The sequence below is a fragment of the Rhodoplanes tepidamans genome, assembly GCF_030813915.1.
Classification (GTDB): Bacteria; Pseudomonadota; Alphaproteobacteria; order Rhizobiales; family Xanthobacteraceae; genus Rhodoplanes; species Rhodoplanes tepidamans.
The window spans coordinates 77622-90552 of the sequence record NZ_JAUSUJ010000025.1 but is presented as its reverse complement, the minus strand read 5'-3'; the positions used below and the strand labels follow the sequence as shown (position 1 = coordinate 90552).

At 75.0% G+C, this 12931-nt stretch carries 14 protein-coding genes; 6 read left to right on the top strand and 8 right to left on the bottom strand.

Annotated elements, in window-relative coordinates; genetic code table 11:
- Positions 1 to 61: 61 nt before the first annotated feature.
- The 4 genes from J2S22_RS24670 to J2S22_RS24655 are packed head-to-tail and all read right to left on the bottom strand — an operon-like array spanning position 62 to position 1816.
- The gene (locus tag J2S22_RS24670) at positions 62 to 469 is read right to left on the bottom strand and encodes a phage major tail protein, TP901-1 family (protein WP_272778434.1); all 408 of its coding nucleotides are present in this window, start codon (positions 467 to 469) and stop codon (positions 62 to 64) included.
- 18 nt (positions 470 to 487) lie between these two features.
- Positions 488 to 898, bottom strand: coding sequence for a DUF3168 domain-containing protein (locus J2S22_RS24665; RefSeq protein ID WP_272778433.1), 411 nt, complete (start codon positions 896 to 898; stop codon positions 488 to 490).
- A 31-nt stretch (positions 899 to 929) separates the two neighbouring features.
- Positions 930 to 1256, bottom strand: coding sequence for a phage head closure protein (locus tag J2S22_RS24660; RefSeq protein ID WP_272778432.1), 327 nt, complete (start codon positions 1254 to 1256; stop codon positions 930 to 932).
- Positions 1253 to 1816 (bottom strand): head-tail connector protein, encoded by a 564-nt coding sequence (locus tag J2S22_RS24655; RefSeq protein ID WP_272778431.1) that lies wholly within the window; start codon positions 1814 to 1816, stop codon positions 1253 to 1255. The genes J2S22_RS24660 and J2S22_RS24655 overlap by 4 nt, the downstream gene beginning before the upstream one ends.
- Positions 1817 to 1915: 99 nt before the next feature.
- On the opposite strand from J2S22_RS24655, the gene J2S22_RS24650 reads away from it, so the two are divergent.
- The 3 genes from J2S22_RS24650 to J2S22_RS24640 all read left to right on the top strand — a co-directional run bounded on the left by J2S22_RS24650 (position 1916) and on the right by J2S22_RS24640 (position 6031).
- A complete protein-coding gene (locus tag J2S22_RS24650) occupies positions 1916 to 2701 on the top strand; it encodes a S1 family peptidase (RefSeq protein ID WP_272778430.1) in 786 nt (261 codons plus the stop codon).
- A 131-nt stretch (positions 2702 to 2832) separates the two neighbouring features.
- Entirely contained in the window at positions 2833 to 5223 is a 2391-nt protein-coding gene (locus J2S22_RS24645; RefSeq protein WP_272778429.1) for a PAS domain S-box protein, read from the top strand.
- A gap of 664 nt (positions 5224 to 5887) precedes the next feature.
- Positions 5888 to 6031: a hypothetical protein gene (locus tag J2S22_RS24640; RefSeq protein WP_272778428.1), complete on the top strand. Its 144-nt coding sequence runs from the start codon at positions 5888 to 5890 to the stop codon at positions 6029 to 6031.
- Here J2S22_RS24640 and J2S22_RS24635 read toward each other — a convergent pair whose 3' ends face one another.
- From J2S22_RS24635 to J2S22_RS24625, 3 genes are all read right to left on the bottom strand, one after another.
- Positions 6032 to 7300, bottom strand: a complete 1269-nt coding sequence (locus J2S22_RS24635; RefSeq protein ID WP_272778452.1) for a DNA-packaging protein — start codon at positions 7298 to 7300, stop codon at positions 6032 to 6034.
- Complete coding sequence (locus J2S22_RS24630) at positions 7266 to 7796, bottom strand: hypothetical protein (RefSeq protein ID WP_272778427.1); 531 nt, start codon at positions 7794 to 7796, stop codon at positions 7266 to 7268. The genes J2S22_RS24635 and J2S22_RS24630 overlap by 35 nt, the downstream gene beginning before the upstream one ends.
- Positions 7797 to 8024: 228 nt before the next feature.
- The gene (locus J2S22_RS24625; protein WP_272778426.1) at positions 8025 to 8288 is read right to left on the bottom strand and encodes a hypothetical protein; all 264 of its coding nucleotides are present in this window, start codon (positions 8286 to 8288) and stop codon (positions 8025 to 8027) included.
- Positions 8289 to 8755: 467 nt separating this feature from the next.
- On the opposite strand from J2S22_RS24625, the gene J2S22_RS24620 reads away from it, so the two are divergent.
- Genes J2S22_RS24620 through J2S22_RS24610 form a run of 3 tightly spaced genes read left to right on the top strand, consistent with a single transcriptional unit; the run spans position 8756 to position 11451 of the window.
- Complete coding sequence (locus tag J2S22_RS24620) at positions 8756 to 10471, top strand: DUF6600 domain-containing protein (protein ID WP_272778425.1); 1716 nt, start codon at positions 8756 to 8758, stop codon at positions 10469 to 10471.
- 53 nt (positions 10472 to 10524) lie between these two features.
- Positions 10525 to 10800, top strand: a complete 276-nt coding sequence (locus tag J2S22_RS24615; RefSeq protein WP_272778424.1) for a hypothetical protein — start codon at positions 10525 to 10527, stop codon at positions 10798 to 10800.
- Positions 10801 to 10845: 45 nt separating this feature from the next.
- Positions 10846 to 11451, top strand: coding sequence for a hypothetical protein (locus J2S22_RS24610; protein WP_272778423.1), 606 nt, complete (start codon positions 10846 to 10848; stop codon positions 11449 to 11451).
- Positions 11452 to 11506: 55 nt separating this feature from the next.
- Here J2S22_RS24610 and J2S22_RS24605 read toward each other — a convergent pair whose 3' ends face one another.
- Positions 11507 to 12781, bottom strand: a complete 1275-nt coding sequence (locus J2S22_RS24605) for a phage major capsid protein (protein ID WP_272778422.1) — start codon at positions 12779 to 12781, stop codon at positions 11507 to 11509.
- Positions 12782 to 12931: the final 150 nt, after the last annotated feature.

The window sequence follows — 12931 nt, the reverse complement described above, 5'->3', positions numbered from 1 at the left end:
GGAGCGGTATGATCCACCTGTGGGTCGTGGAGGCGGAAGGGAACGCCGGAGCCTGTTCGCGTTACCCGGCCGTGAACGTCAGCGCGCCGGCCGACTCCAGCGCCAGCTCGAACGTCACCTCGCCGTCGTGCTCGCCGGCGAACTCGAGGCTGGTGATCTGGAACGGGCCGGTCACGCTGCCGAAGTCCGGGATGACGAGCTGATACGTCCTCACCGCGCCGTCGAAGAAGGCCTGGCGCAGCAGCGCGTCGGAGGCGGCGTCCTTGAACAGGCCGCGACCGGCCACCGAGGCGCGCTTGACGCCGGCGCCGTCGAGCAGCTCGCGCCAGCGGTCGGCCGACTCGGCGTGGGTGACGTCGACGGTCTCGGCGTTGAAGGCGAGCCGTCGCGAGCGCAGGCCCGCGACGGTCGCGAAGCCGGCGCCGTCCTGCATCTTCAGCAGGAGGTCCTTGCCTTTCTGGGCGGCCATGGTGTCTCTCCGATCTGATCAGGACGCCGGCTCGGTGACGGCCCGGAAGCGCACCAGCGCGTGGTAGGTGCGGCCGTCGCTCTCGCGCCGCACGTCGGCGAGCGCGAAGCGCAGGTTGACCAGCCGGTGGCCGGCGAGCGCCAGCGCCGCGTCGTCGAGCGCCTGCAGCAGCGCCCCGGCGATCTGGTGCGCCTCGCGATGGCCGCCCTGGCGCGACCAGGCGTGCAGCGTCAGCTGATGCTCCTCGGCCGGCGCGGCGTCGGCCGAGGCGTCGGTGGTGCGCGCCTCGCCGAGCGTGACGTAGGGAAAGGCCGGACGGCGCGGCGGCTCGTCGTAGACGCGGGCGCCGCCGAGCAGCGCGAGCAGCGCCCCGTCGGCGGAGAGGGCGGCATGCACGGCGCTGCGCAGCGCCACGGCGGACGTGGTCATGACAGGTCTCCGTCTCGAAACGGCGAAGGGATCAGTCGGCGCGCTCCTCGGCGTCGATCGCGAGGAAGCGCCCGGCCGGGTCGTGATCGCGCACCGCGAGCACGCGGAAGACGCGGGTGCCGAGCCGGAACCGGTGACGCGTCCCGATGGCGGGCCCGGCGCGCAGCAGGATGCGGTGCGTGATGGCCGCACCGTCCCCGTCGGCCTCCACGGCGGCCCGCGCGGAGCGCGGCTCCACCGCGGCCCACAGGGTCGCGACCGGCGCGTAGGTGCGCAGGACCCCGCCGGCACCGTCGGCGGTCTCGGCCGGCGCCTCCAGCACGAGGCGGCGGCGGAGCCGTCCGGGATCGGGCGTCACGGCGCCAGCACCCGGTAGGGCGCGATCAGCGCCGCGATGGCGGCCGGCGTCCGCGCCTCCGTCTCGATCCCGCGATGCTCGTGGAAGTGCGCGAGCCACAGCCGCACCGCCTGCACCAGCGGCGCCGGCACCGCGGCCGCGTCGTCGCCGTAGCCGACCGTGACGTCGATCGCGACGCCGGCGACCCGCAGGCCCGGCTCCGGCACGGCGGCGCGGTCGAAGCCGGCGATCCCGGGCGCCGAGGCGGTGTCGAGCCGGAACACCGCCGGGTCGATCGCCCGCGGCAGGCCGTCGGCGTCGAACACGCGCGCCGCCGCGACGCTGCGCAGCGGCGCCGGCAGCACCGCGATGCGGCCGCCCGCCGGCCAGGCGTCGCGCACCAGCCGCCAGGTCTGGGTGATCAGGGCGCGCCGCGTCGCCCGCTCGACCAGCGTTCGGGCCGCGCCGATCAGGCTGTCGATCAGCGCGTCCTCGTCGGCGTGGTCGACGCGCAGGAACGCCTTGGCCTCGGCGAGCGTCAGCGGCTCGCTCGCCGGCCCGGCGAGAAGCATCGAGGACATGGGGGATCTCCGCTCGGTGAAGGTCGGTCCGCGGGCGCCGGGCGCGCCGGGCGGGCGGGCGCGGTTGACAAGGCGCCCGGCCTGCGGCTTGTCGCGCGCATGTCTGTCGAGCGCGCCGTCATCGCCATCGCCGCCGCCGCGGCTGTCCTCGCCGCACCGATCGCGCCCGCCGCCGCCATGGTGGCGACGCCCGACGCGCCGGCGGATCTCGCCCGCCACGTGGTGATGATCGTCGGCTCGCGCGGCACCTCGTGCACCGGCGCGGCGATCGCCCGCAGCCTGGTGCTGACCGCGGCGCACTGCGTGCAGCCGGGCGCCGACTACAAGCTGGTCGCCTTCGACGCGGCGCGCCGGCCGACCCTGCTCGACGTCGCGACCATCGCGCGCCATCCGGGGTTCGAGATGGCGGCGCTCACCGGCCACCGCGCCACCGCCGACATCGCCCTCCTGAAGACCGCGGCGCCGCTGCCGCCGGGCTTCGTGCCGGCGCCGCTGGCGCGCGACGGCGCGGCGGTCGCGCCGGGCGACGCCTTCACGGTGGTCGGCATGGGCCTTTCGGTGCGTGGCGACGGCCGCAGCGGCGGCACGGCCCGGGCCGCGACCCTGGTCGCGACCGGCCGTCCCGGATCCCTGCAGCTGCGCCTGTTCGATCCGCAGACGCGCGGCGAGACGCCGGGCCGCGGCGCCTGCACGGGCGACTCGGGTGCGCCCGTGTTCGCCGCGGCGGCCGCCGGTCCGGAGATCGTCGGCGTGGTGAGCTGGTCGACCGGGCCGAAGCTCGCGGCCGGCTGCGGCGGCCTCACCGGCGTGACGCCGCTCGGGCGCTACCGGATGTGGGTGGTCGAGACGGTCCAGAAGCTGGGTGGCCGACTCGCCGGGCCGTGACCGCCGCGCCCACCGGAACAATTCCGCCGCCGGGACGTTCGCCCAAGTGCCGGAGCCTGTCGTCGCGGCCCCCTCCCCTCGTCTTTCCCTCCCATGGCACCGTCGACAGGCGGCCGCAGTCCCCCGGGATCATGAAGCTGACCACCGAGACATCCCGCCAGCCGAGCGACGACCGCCGATTTCAGCGGCTGGTCGACGCCGTGAGCGACGACGCGATCGCGATGCTGGAGCCGGACGGCACGGTGGCGAGCTGGAACGCCGGCGCCCAGCGCATCGAAGGCTTCGCGCCGTCGGAGGCGATCGGCCAGCCGCTCGCCCGCTTCTTCACGCCCGAGGACCGCGACGCCGGCGTGCCGGACGCCATGATCGAGGAGGCGCGCGGCTCCGGCCGTGCCGAGCGCGAAGGCTGGCGCCTGCGCCGCGACGGCTCGCGCTTCTGGGCCTCGTCGGTGCTGCGGCCGGTCCTCGACTCCCCCGGCCGGCTGATCGGCTTCGCCCTCGTCACCCGCGATCTCTCCGAGCGTCAGGCCGCCCGGGAGGTCCTGGAGGCGAGCGAACGCAGCTTTCGCCTGCTGGTCGACAGCCTCACCGACCACGCCATCTACATGCTCGATCCGAGCGGCGTGATCACCCGCTGGAACACCGGCGCCGAGCGCCTGAAGGGCTTCTCGTCCGACGAGATCGTCGGCCAGCACTTCTCGCGCTTCTACACCCGCGAGGACCGGCTCTCCGGGCTGCCGGTGCGGGTGCTCGACACGGCGATCCGCGAGGGCCGCTACGAGGGCGAGGGCTGGCGCGTCCGCAAGGACGGCACCCGCTTCTGGGCCTCGGTGGTCGTCGAGCCGATCCGTGTCGAGGGCGGACGGCTGGTCGGCTTCGCCAAGATCACGCGCGACATCACCGAGCGGCGCGCCGCCCAGGAGGCGCTGCGCGAGAGCGAGCGCCAGTTCCGCCTGCTGGTGAAGGGCGTCACCGACTACGCCCTCTTCATGCTGGATCCCAACGGCATCGTCACCAACTGGAACGCCGGCGCCGAGGCGATCAAGGGCTACACGGCCGAGGAGATCGTCGGCCAGCACTTCTCGCGCTTCTACACCGAGCAGGAGCGCGCCGCCGGATACCCCGCCCGCGCCCTGCAGCGCGCCGCCGAGGAGGGCCGCTACGAGGCGGAGGGCTGGCGCGTGCGCTGCGACGACCGCCAGTTCTGGGCGCATGTCGTGATCGACGCGATCCGCGACGAGACCGGCACGCTGATCGGCTTCGCCAAGATCACCCGCGACGTGACCGAGCGGCGCGAGGCGCAACGGGCGCTGCAGAAGGCCGAGGCGCATCGCGCCCGCGCCCAGAAGATGGAGGCGCTCGGCCAGCTCACCGGCGGCGTCGCCCACGACTTCAACAACCTGCTGATGATCATCGGCGGCCACCTGCGCACCCTGCAGGCGGTCGCCGACGGCAAGCTCGCCGCCGGGGAGCCCAAGGCGATGCGCGCCGTCGAGGCGATCGGCATCGCGACCCGGCGCGGCGAGGCGCTCACCCGCCAGCTCCTCACCTTCTCGCGCCGCCAGACCCTCAATCCGGTCGTGATCAGGATCGACGAGCATCTCGACGGGTTCAGGTCGATGATGGAGAGCTCGATCGGCGACACCACGACCTTCGCCATCGCGGCGCCGCGCGCCGTCTGGCCCGTGAAGGTCGACGTCAGCGAGCTCGAGCTCGCGCTGCTCAATCTGGTGGTCAACGCGCGCGACGCCATGCCGAACGGCGGCATCGTGACGATCGTCTGCGAGAACGTCGTGCTGGCGGCGGGCGACACGCCCGGTGCGATCGCCGGCGACTTCGTCGCCGTCTCGGTGGCCGACACCGGCACCGGCATCGCCCCCGACGTCCTGCCGCTGGTGTTCGATCCGTTCTTCACCACCAAGCAGGCGCAGCAGGGCACCGGCCTCGGCCTCTCCCAGGTGCACGGCTTCGCCCATCAGTCCGGCGGCACCGTCACGATCGACAGCACCCTCGGCGCCGGCACCACGGTCACGCTGTACCTGCCGCGCTCGCACGAGGCGCCGCGGGCGGACAGCGAGGGTCCGTCGCCGGCGGCGGCCGAGGGCACCGCGCTGCTGGTGGAGGACAATCCCGCCGTCGCCGATCTCAGCGCCGCCATGCTGGCCGAGCTCGGCTGGCAGGTGGAGCGCGTCGGCGACGCGCGCGCGGCGCTCGCGGCGAGCGCGCAGCGCGTCTTCGCCCTGGTGGTCAGCGACGTGGTGATGGCCGGCGACATGGACGGCTTCGCCCTCGCCCGCACGCTGCGCAAGCAGCATCCCGGCCTGCCGGTCGTGCTGGTCACCGGCTACAGCGAGGCGGCGGCGCGCGCCCATGCGGAGTTCACGGTGGTGCGCAAGCCGTTCCGGCTCGAGGATCTCGATCGGGCCATCGCCCGCGCCATCGCCGAGATGCGCGGGACGCCGAGCAACCTGGTCCAGTTCAGCGACGCCCGCCGCCGCCACGCCGGCGAGGACGAGAGCTAGCGCGGCTTCCACTGAAGTAGACCCACCCCTCCGCTCATTCCCGCGAACGCGGGACTCCAGAGCCACGTGTCGGGCGGCCCCTGGGTCCCCGCCTTCGCGCGGACGAGCGGACGTCGGGTCCGATTCATCACGACCAAGCTGCTCGAGCACGGCTTCCGGAGAATCAGTTCGGCCTCGCGTTGCGACGAGCCGCCCTTCCCTCTCCCCTCGCGGGAGGGGGTGGCTCGGACCGAAGGTCCGAGACGGGTGAGGGGGCGTGCCACAAGCTCGGAGTTTGCGGAGGCCCCCTCACCCGGTTCCTCGCTGCGCGAGGAACCACCCTCTCCCGCGAGGGGAGAGGGTCCGAACCCGCGCTGATCAGACGGAATCGGGATAAGTCCTTTCCCGTACCGTTCGAGCTGATCACGTCGCGCGCGACGGCCCGCGGCGCGGGCGCGGCGTGTCGCCGATGCAACATTCACGTGCCGTTAACCGCGATCGTCGGCCCGCCGCCGTACCGACGACCAGCCATGTCGTTCGCTCCATGGTGGCGAACTCGCCACGATGTTAGGAATTGTCACGTCGACGGCCCCGTCGAGAGAGCCGCGACCGCGCCGCGCGTGCATGTCGGCACGATGCTTGCCTCGTGTTCGAGGACGTTATCGCGGGACAAAGGAGCACCCCCATGGAACAGTCCGTCGCCACCATCGTCATGGACGCCATGCCGGTGCTGCTGCTCGCCCTCGCGATCGTGCTGCTGCCGGCGACGATCGAGCCGCCGGGCAGCACGCAGCCGGTACGCGAGCCCGCCCGGCCGCGCCGGCGCTGATCACAGCCCGCGCACCCGCGGGCCGGCGCGAAAGCCGCTGGTCAGCGCCGTGACGGCCCAGACCAGCGCGTCGAGGCGATCGGGCGAGCGGCCGGACGAGAGGCCGTCGAGGCCGAAGTCGCACATCTCGTCCTCCAGCGCCGCGAAGGCGCCGACATGCTTGACGCGGCCCTGCTCGTAGAGCGCCGCGACCGGCTCGGCGCGCAGCCATTTCCCGCGGGTCGCGTGGACGGCCTTCACCGGCACGCTCGCGTCGACCTCGCGAAGCACCGTGCGCACCATCTCGCCGCCCATGTTGACCTCGGCGACGATCGCGTCGGCGTCGAGCCGGCGGACCAGTGCCACGGCGCGGGCCGCCCAGGCGGCCGGAGTCAGCCCGCTCTCGGTCGCATCCTCCAGCACGTAGACGACACCGCCCTCCCCGCGCCCGGCGGCGACCAGGCCGCAGGCGTCGGCGCCGCGGCGCGACGAGCCGGGCGGATCGAGACCGACGACGATCCTGATCAGCGGCGGCGCGGCGCGCACCCGGCACGCCTCGATCAGCGCGCGCGACCACAGCGCGTCGGGCCGGTCGTCGATCAGCTCGCCGTCGAGCTCCTGGCGGCCGAGCCGCGTGCCGGCGTAGCGCGCCACCACGGCCTGCAGGAACACCGGCGAGAGGTTCGCGCGGTTGGCCGCCGTGCCGGCCCGGGTGACGCGGGTGTGCGGATCGGTGATCAGCCGCCGGATCAGCGGGATCGGGCGCGGCGTCGTCGTGATCATCTGGCGCGGCCGCACGCCGAGCCGCAGGCCGAACTGCAGCATGTCGAAGGCGGCGTCGGCGTAGCGCCACTTCGCCAGTTCGTCGCACCACGCCGCGTCGAACTGCGGCCCGCGCAGCGAATCCGGATCGTCGGCCGAGAACACCCGGGCGACGGCGCCGTTCGGCCATTCGAGCCGGCGCCGCGTCGGGATCCAGGCGGGCCGCTCCGCGCGCGGCGACAGTCTCAGGAGGCCGGAGACGCCCTCGACCATCACGTCGCGGGCGTCGCGCTCGCTCTCGCCGACCAGCGCGAGCGCACCGTAGCGCTGCGCCGCCCAGGGCGCGGTGCCGTGCACCAGCGCCCGCACCCATTCGGCGCCGAGCCGGGTCTTGCCGGCGCCGCGGCCGCCCAGCACCAGCCAGGTCGTCCATGGCCCGCCGTCGTTGCCGGTCTCGGCATGCTCCTGATGCGGATGGGCGAACAGCGCGAAGTCAGCCGCGATCCGGCGCAGGATCGCCGGCGGCATCGCCGCCAGCAGCGTCTCCGTCAGTCCCGCCGCGGACGATCTGCTCAATGCGGCGCGCAAGCACGCGACGGAACTCGTCGATGTCTCGGGGCAGGTCGTCATCGGGATCGCTCGCGGCCGGCTCGCGCATGCGGCGCACCTTGGCGAGCGTGTCGGTGAGGCGTTCGAGGCTGCGCACGACGCGCTCGGTGTCGGCGGCCGACCCGGCCCGGCGGGGCGGCACCCTGCGGCTCGCCTCCAGCACGGCGATCTCGCGGGCGACGGCGCGCTCGAGACGCTCGACCAGATCCTCGGGCACCGCCGGCGGCTCCGCCTCGGCCGCAGCCGAAGCCGTCGCGGCGGGGTCCTCCGCCTCGGGTGCGGGCTCGCCCGGCCGGCGCCAGCCTTCGCGGCGGATGAGGTCGCGCACCGTCGACGGCGGCAGACCGTGGGCCTTGGCGATCGCATGCGGCGAGGCGTCGGTCTGCTCGACGCAGCAGCGCAGCGACCGCAGCACCTCCGGCGCCCAGGCGCGCCGCTTGAATCGGTCCGTCATGGCGGCCCCGCGGGAGGTTCGGGCGATCTGGACTGCGGCTTCCGGATGCGAGCAGCGGCATCCGCCGGCGAGGCGGCGCCTCGCCCGCCCGCGATCACCGGGCGACAGCAGGCGACCGGCGGCCCGCCGGTGCGGCAGCATCGGACCTCCGGCGCCCCGGGCCGCGGCGACGCGGCCGGGCGCCCGGGATCACGGCTTCGGGGTGCTGACTTCCTTGCAGTTCATCGTGCCCCACGGGGCGCGCGTGCACTCGCGGGTGACGACGTAGGTCGGGCGCGGCGCCTCGGCGAGCTTGGCGGCCGCGGACGGCGCCGCCGCCGTCGACGCGGGCGGAGCCTTGGACGCGGTCTGGCCGGCGGTGGCCGGAGCGGGCTGGCGCTTGGAGGCGAACGGGATCTTGTCGAACGCGAACAGCACCGCGACCAGGGCCACGAGGGCGAAAACGATGCGCATGACGACTCTCCGAAATGGGGCGTCCGGCTCGATCGACGACGTCAGCGACAGGAATGGCCGGCCGCCAGAAAAAATCCGTTCGAAACAATTCCAGATCGGCAGTACCCGGGTGCCGGCACGGGGTCAAGGGGAGGCGGCCTCCGGCATGCCACGTACCGGCCGCACGTCGCGCTCCGGATCGGCCGCACGCGGCCGTGGCCGGCAGCGCCGCACCGGCGGCAGGAACTTTCGACTGGCGCCCCGGTTGAGCCAGCGACCGGCCGCGGCGGCGGCCCGATACGCTGGAGGCGAGGCATGAACAGCATCATCTACATCATCGGCCTGATCGTCGTCGTCGTGGCCATCCTGTCCTTCCTCGGCCTGCGCTGAGCCGGCCGTCACGTCCGCCGCGCGGCCACCGCTCCGGCCCGCACGCCGCGGGCAGGGACCGCGGCCTTCCCCCCGTCTGCCGTCCTGAGGAGAGTGCCATGGGTCCGAACGACCGCGGCTCGACCGCGTCCCGCCTGCTCGGCTCGACCACGCTGGCTGCGAGCCTTCTGGCCGCGGCCGTCGCGCTTCCCGCGATCCTGACCCCGGCGGCGCCGGCGGCTGCGCAGGAGCGCGTCGAGGTCTCGACCGAATTCCGCACCGCGCTGGAGCCGCACGGCAAGTGGCAGCGCCATCAGCGCTGGGGCGAGGTGTGGGTGCCGGCGAGCGTCGGCCGCGACTGGCGGCCCTACACGCGCGGCCGCTGGGTCTACACCGACGACTACGGCTGGTACTGGAACCCGATCGAGGAGGAGGCCAGCTGGGGCCTCGTCGTCTATCACTACGGCCGCTGGGTCGACGACGGCGACACCGGCTGGGTGTGGGTGCCCGGCCGCGAATGGGGCCCGGCCTGGGTCGACTGGCGCCGCGGCGACAAGGCGGTCGGCTGGGCGCCGCTGCCGCCCGACGAGATCGTCGTCGAGGTGCGCGAGCGGCCGGCCTACTGGAGCTTCGTGCGGCCGCAGGATCTCGTCGCCGCATCGATCGCCTCGGTGCTGCTGCCGCCGCGCGAGCGCGACGTCTACATCCGCGAGACCGTGATCGTGAACCGCACCGTGATCGTCTCCGACCGCGGTCCCCGCTTCGCCGTCAATCCGGGCATTCCGCCCGCCTATATCGCGGCGGCCTACGGCCGGCCGATCCGCACCTGGTCGGTGCAGCCGCGGGTGCTGGTCGGCACCGGCCGGATCCCCGGCGCGGTCGAGATCCAGGCGAACGACCTGCGCGACCGGCGCAGCCGGGTGGTGCGCGACCGGAGCTGGATCCGCGAGACCCGCACCACCGTGGAGCCGGCCCGCAACGTCCCGGCCCCGCAGGCGCTGGAAGGCGACCGCGGCCGCCTCGGCGACAATCCCCCGCGCGCCGCCCGCGAGGCGGGGCGCGGCGAGCCGGGCCGGACCGAACCGGGCCGCGACGCACCGGCCGGCGCCGCCGAGCGGCGCGAGCCCGGCCAGCAGCCGGGGCAGCAGCCCGGACAGGCGACCGGCGAGCGTCGCGACGGCAGCCCGGCGCAGCGCGAGGGCACCGGCCCGCGCGACCGCGACACCCAGAAGGACGGAACCGCCGCCCGCGACCGCGACGAGTCGCGCGAGAACCGCCGCGAGAGCGGACGGTCGGACGGCGACCGCAACCGGGCCGGCCGCGATGCCGACCGTGACGAGCCGCGTCAGGGCGCCGAGCGCCGCCAGGAGCGTCGCGAACAGCGGCAGGAGCAGAGCGAGCGCGGCGGTCGCGACGCGACCCCGTCGCGCGGCGACCGACAGGGAGCCGAGCGCTCCGGCCCGGATCGATCCGGGTCCGGGCGCAGCGGCGCGGCGGAACGCAACGAGCGGCCGGCGGCGACCGAGCGGTCCGGCTCCGGCCGATCGTCCGGGGCCGAGCGCGGCGCGGCGGATCGCGGCGAGCGCTCCGGCGCGACCACCGGGCGCGGCGGTGACGGCCCCGCCCCGGCGCGCGGCGGCGGAGCGGCCGAGCGCGGATCCTCTGGCGGCGGCGCCTCGGGCGGCGGTGCCGCCGGTGGCGGTGCCGGCGGTGGCGGTGCCGGCGGTAGCCGGCCGGGTGGTGGCGCGGCAGGCGGTGCCGGCGGGGCGTCGCCGGGCGGTTCCGGCGGTGCGGGCGGCGGCGGTGGCGCCGGCGGCCCGGGCGGCCCGCGCTGATCGTCGGTCTTGCGGGCGGGCGCTGCGGCGCCCGCCTTCTGTTCGAGGCGCCGATGCCGGGCAAGCGCGTGCAGTTCGAGGACGAGACCTGGCAGGCGATCGCGCTGCTGTCGCGCGACTCGATGAAGGACTTTCAGGAGCTCGCCGACGCGGCCTTCGCGGATCTCCTGAAGAAGCACCGGCGCCCGGTGGGGCTGAAGGACGAGCTGCGCCAGAGCCTGCGGCAGGCCGCCGCCAACGACGCGCCGTCGCGCCATGCGGCGCGGCCGGCCACCCGGCGCCCCGCCAAGCGGACGCCGCTGCGACCCGGTGCCGCCCGCCGGAACTGACACCGGCCCGGCGCGGTTGGCCGAGGATTGTCCAAGGAGGTATCGATGCAAGCCATTCTGCTCGCGGCCGTGCTCGGCGTGCTCGTCCTGGTCCTGTCGGGGCGCCTGTCCCCGTTCGACGACACGTCGACCGAACAGGTGAGCTCGGCGCCCACCCAGTCGGCGCCTTCGCCGTCTCCGGGCCCGTCGCCCGCGCCGGCTCCGAGCCAGCAGGCCGGCCAGACGCCGCCCCCTGCGCCCGCTCCGAACCAGCAGGCCGCCCAGGCTCCGGCTCCCACGCCGGCCCCGAGCCAGCAGGCCGCCCAGACGCCGCCTCCCGCCCCCGCTCCGAGCCAGCAGGCCGGCCAGACGCCGCCTCCCGCCCCCGCTCCGAGCCAGCAGGCCGGCCAGACGCCGCCGCCGCCCTCCTCTCCTCCGGTCAGCGGGCCGATCCAGGACCGCGGCGTCGCCGCGGCGAAGGCGACGCAGTCGCCCGGCCCCAATCCGGTGCCGCCGCAGGGCGGCGTCGCGGCGCAGGCCGACGCGGCCGCCAAGGGCGCCACGGTGCCGGAACGCGAGGTGATGCCGGGCCGCACCGCCTACAACACCGAGCGGATCTGCGCCCGCAGCTTCTGGGGCTCGCTCAGCTGCACCGAGAAGGCCGTGCAGTGAGGCCGGCCGCCGGGACGAGCGACGTCGGCGTCGTCCCGGTCGGCTCGCGGCGCGGTCAGCTCGCCGCGAACTTCAGGAGCTTGATCGCGTCGAAGTCCTGCACGCCGCCGCCCACCCGCTTGGTGGTGTAGAACAGCACGTAGGGCTTGGCGCTGTAGGGATCGCGCAGCACCCGGACGCCGGCGCGGTCGACCACCAGGTAGCCGCGGCGGAAGTCGCCGAAGGCGATCGCCAGGGCGCCGGCGGCGATGTCCGGCATGGCGTCGTCGACCACCACCGGATGGCCGAGCAGCGTCGCCGGCTGGCCGGCGGCGAGGCCGGGGCTCCACAGATACTGGCCGGTCGAATCCTTGAACTTGCGCACCGTGCTCTCGGTCCGCCGGTTCATCACGAACACGGCGTTGCGCCGGTAGCCGGCGCGCAGCGCGTCGGCGAGATCGATCAGCACGTCGGCCGGATGGCTCGCCGGGAAGGCGCCCGCGGCGCCGCTCGCCACCACGCCGATGCTGCCCCAGCTCCACGCCGCGTTGGCGACCGTCGGATAGGCGAGGAAGCCCTTCGGCTTGTTGACGCCGTCGCCGGAGACGAACGCCGCCCCCTCCTGCTCGGCGAAGGCCTGGTCGACCTCGGAGGCGAGCCACGCCTCGATGTCGACCATGGCGTCGTCGAGCAGCGTCGCGGTCGCCGCCGGCATGGCGTAGAGCTCCATGGTCGGGAAGGACAGCTCGGCGAGCGCCGGCGTGGCGGTCTGCGGCCGCGCCTCGGTCTCGCCGATCCAGCCGACCGTCGGACCGGCGGTCATGAACGGCTTCTTGTAGACGCTCGCCGAGACGGTGCGGCTGCCGGCGATGGCGCGGATCGGGGACACGTCGGCGAGGCGCCGGCCGATCTCGTGCTCGACCTCGGGCGGGACCAGGTAGCCGCCGTCCGGCGCCGCGCCGACCGACAGCGCCTTGCGCTCGACCGCCAGCAGGCCGGTCGCGTCGCCCTTGCGCACATAGGCGTCGAACGCCGCCTTGTGCTCGCGCCCGGCCGGCTCGTCGGCGGCGTCGCGGCCGAACGCCGGGCGCGCGCCCTTCAGCGCCAGCTCGTCGACCCGCCGCTGATGCTCGATCAGGGTCGCGTCGATGCGGGCGAGCCGGTCCTCGGTGAGCGGATCGGCGGCGCCGCGCCGCTCGATCTGGCCGAGCCGCGCGTCGTTCACCTGCTTGTAGGCCTCGAAGGTGCGCATGAAGTCGTCGAGGGTGAGGCGGGCCTCCGGCCCCGCCTTGGTCTCCGGCGAGGCGACGGGCCCGCGGTCGGCGGGCAGGCGGTCGATGTCGATGTCCATGATGACTCCTCGTGGTTGTCGCGCGCGAAGACGCGCCGCCGCCCGCGGCTGCGGGTGGACCGGGTGGTCGATGAGGGTGATCGGGCCCGTGCAGCGGCGCCGGACCAGGGTCGCCAGCCGGCGGCGCGGCAGCCGCGGCGCGGCAGGCCG

Excerpts from the sequence above, each read along its gene's own strand:
- J2S22_RS24610 (WP_272778423.1), top strand. The coding sequence starts at position 10,846 with ATGCAAGCCATTCTGCTCGCGGCCGTGCTCGGCGTGCTCGTCCTGGTC.
- J2S22_RS24605 (WP_272778422.1), bottom strand. The coding sequence starts at position 12,781 with ATGGACATCGACATCGACCGCCTGCCCGCCGACCGCGGGCCCGTCGCC.
- J2S22_RS24615 (WP_272778424.1), top strand. The coding sequence starts at position 10,525 with ATGCCGGGCAAGCGCGTGCAGTTCGAGGACGAGACCTGGCAGGCGATC.
- J2S22_RS24640 (WP_272778428.1), top strand. The coding sequence starts at position 5,888 with ATGGAACAGTCCGTCGCCACCATCGTCATGGACGCCATGCCGGTGCTG.
- J2S22_RS24665 (WP_272778433.1), bottom strand. The coding sequence starts at position 898 with ATGACCACGTCCGCCGTGGCGCTGCGCAGCGCCGTGCATGCCGCCCTC.
- J2S22_RS24670 (WP_272778434.1), bottom strand. The coding sequence starts at position 469 with ATGGCCGCCCAGAAAGGCAAGGACCTCCTGCTGAAGATGCAGGACGGC.
- J2S22_RS24635 (WP_272778452.1), bottom strand. The coding sequence starts at position 7,300 with ATGCCGCCGGCGATCCTGCGCCGGATCGCGGCTGACTTCGCGCTGTTC.
- J2S22_RS24650 (WP_272778430.1), top strand. The coding sequence starts at position 1,916 with ATGTCTGTCGAGCGCGCCGTCATCGCCATCGCCGCCGCCGCGGCTGTC.
- J2S22_RS24625 (WP_272778426.1), bottom strand. The coding sequence starts at position 8,288 with ATGCGCATCGTTTTCGCCCTCGTGGCCCTGGTCGCGGTGCTGTTCGCG.
- J2S22_RS24620 (WP_272778425.1), top strand. The coding sequence starts at position 8,756 with ATGGGTCCGAACGACCGCGGCTCGACCGCGTCCCGCCTGCTCGGCTCG.
- J2S22_RS24645 (WP_272778429.1), top strand. The coding sequence starts at position 2,833 with ATGAAGCTGACCACCGAGACATCCCGCCAGCCGAGCGACGACCGCCGA.
- J2S22_RS24655 (WP_272778431.1), bottom strand. The coding sequence starts at position 1,816 with ATGTCCTCGATGCTTCTCGCCGGGCCGGCGAGCGAGCCGCTGACGCTC.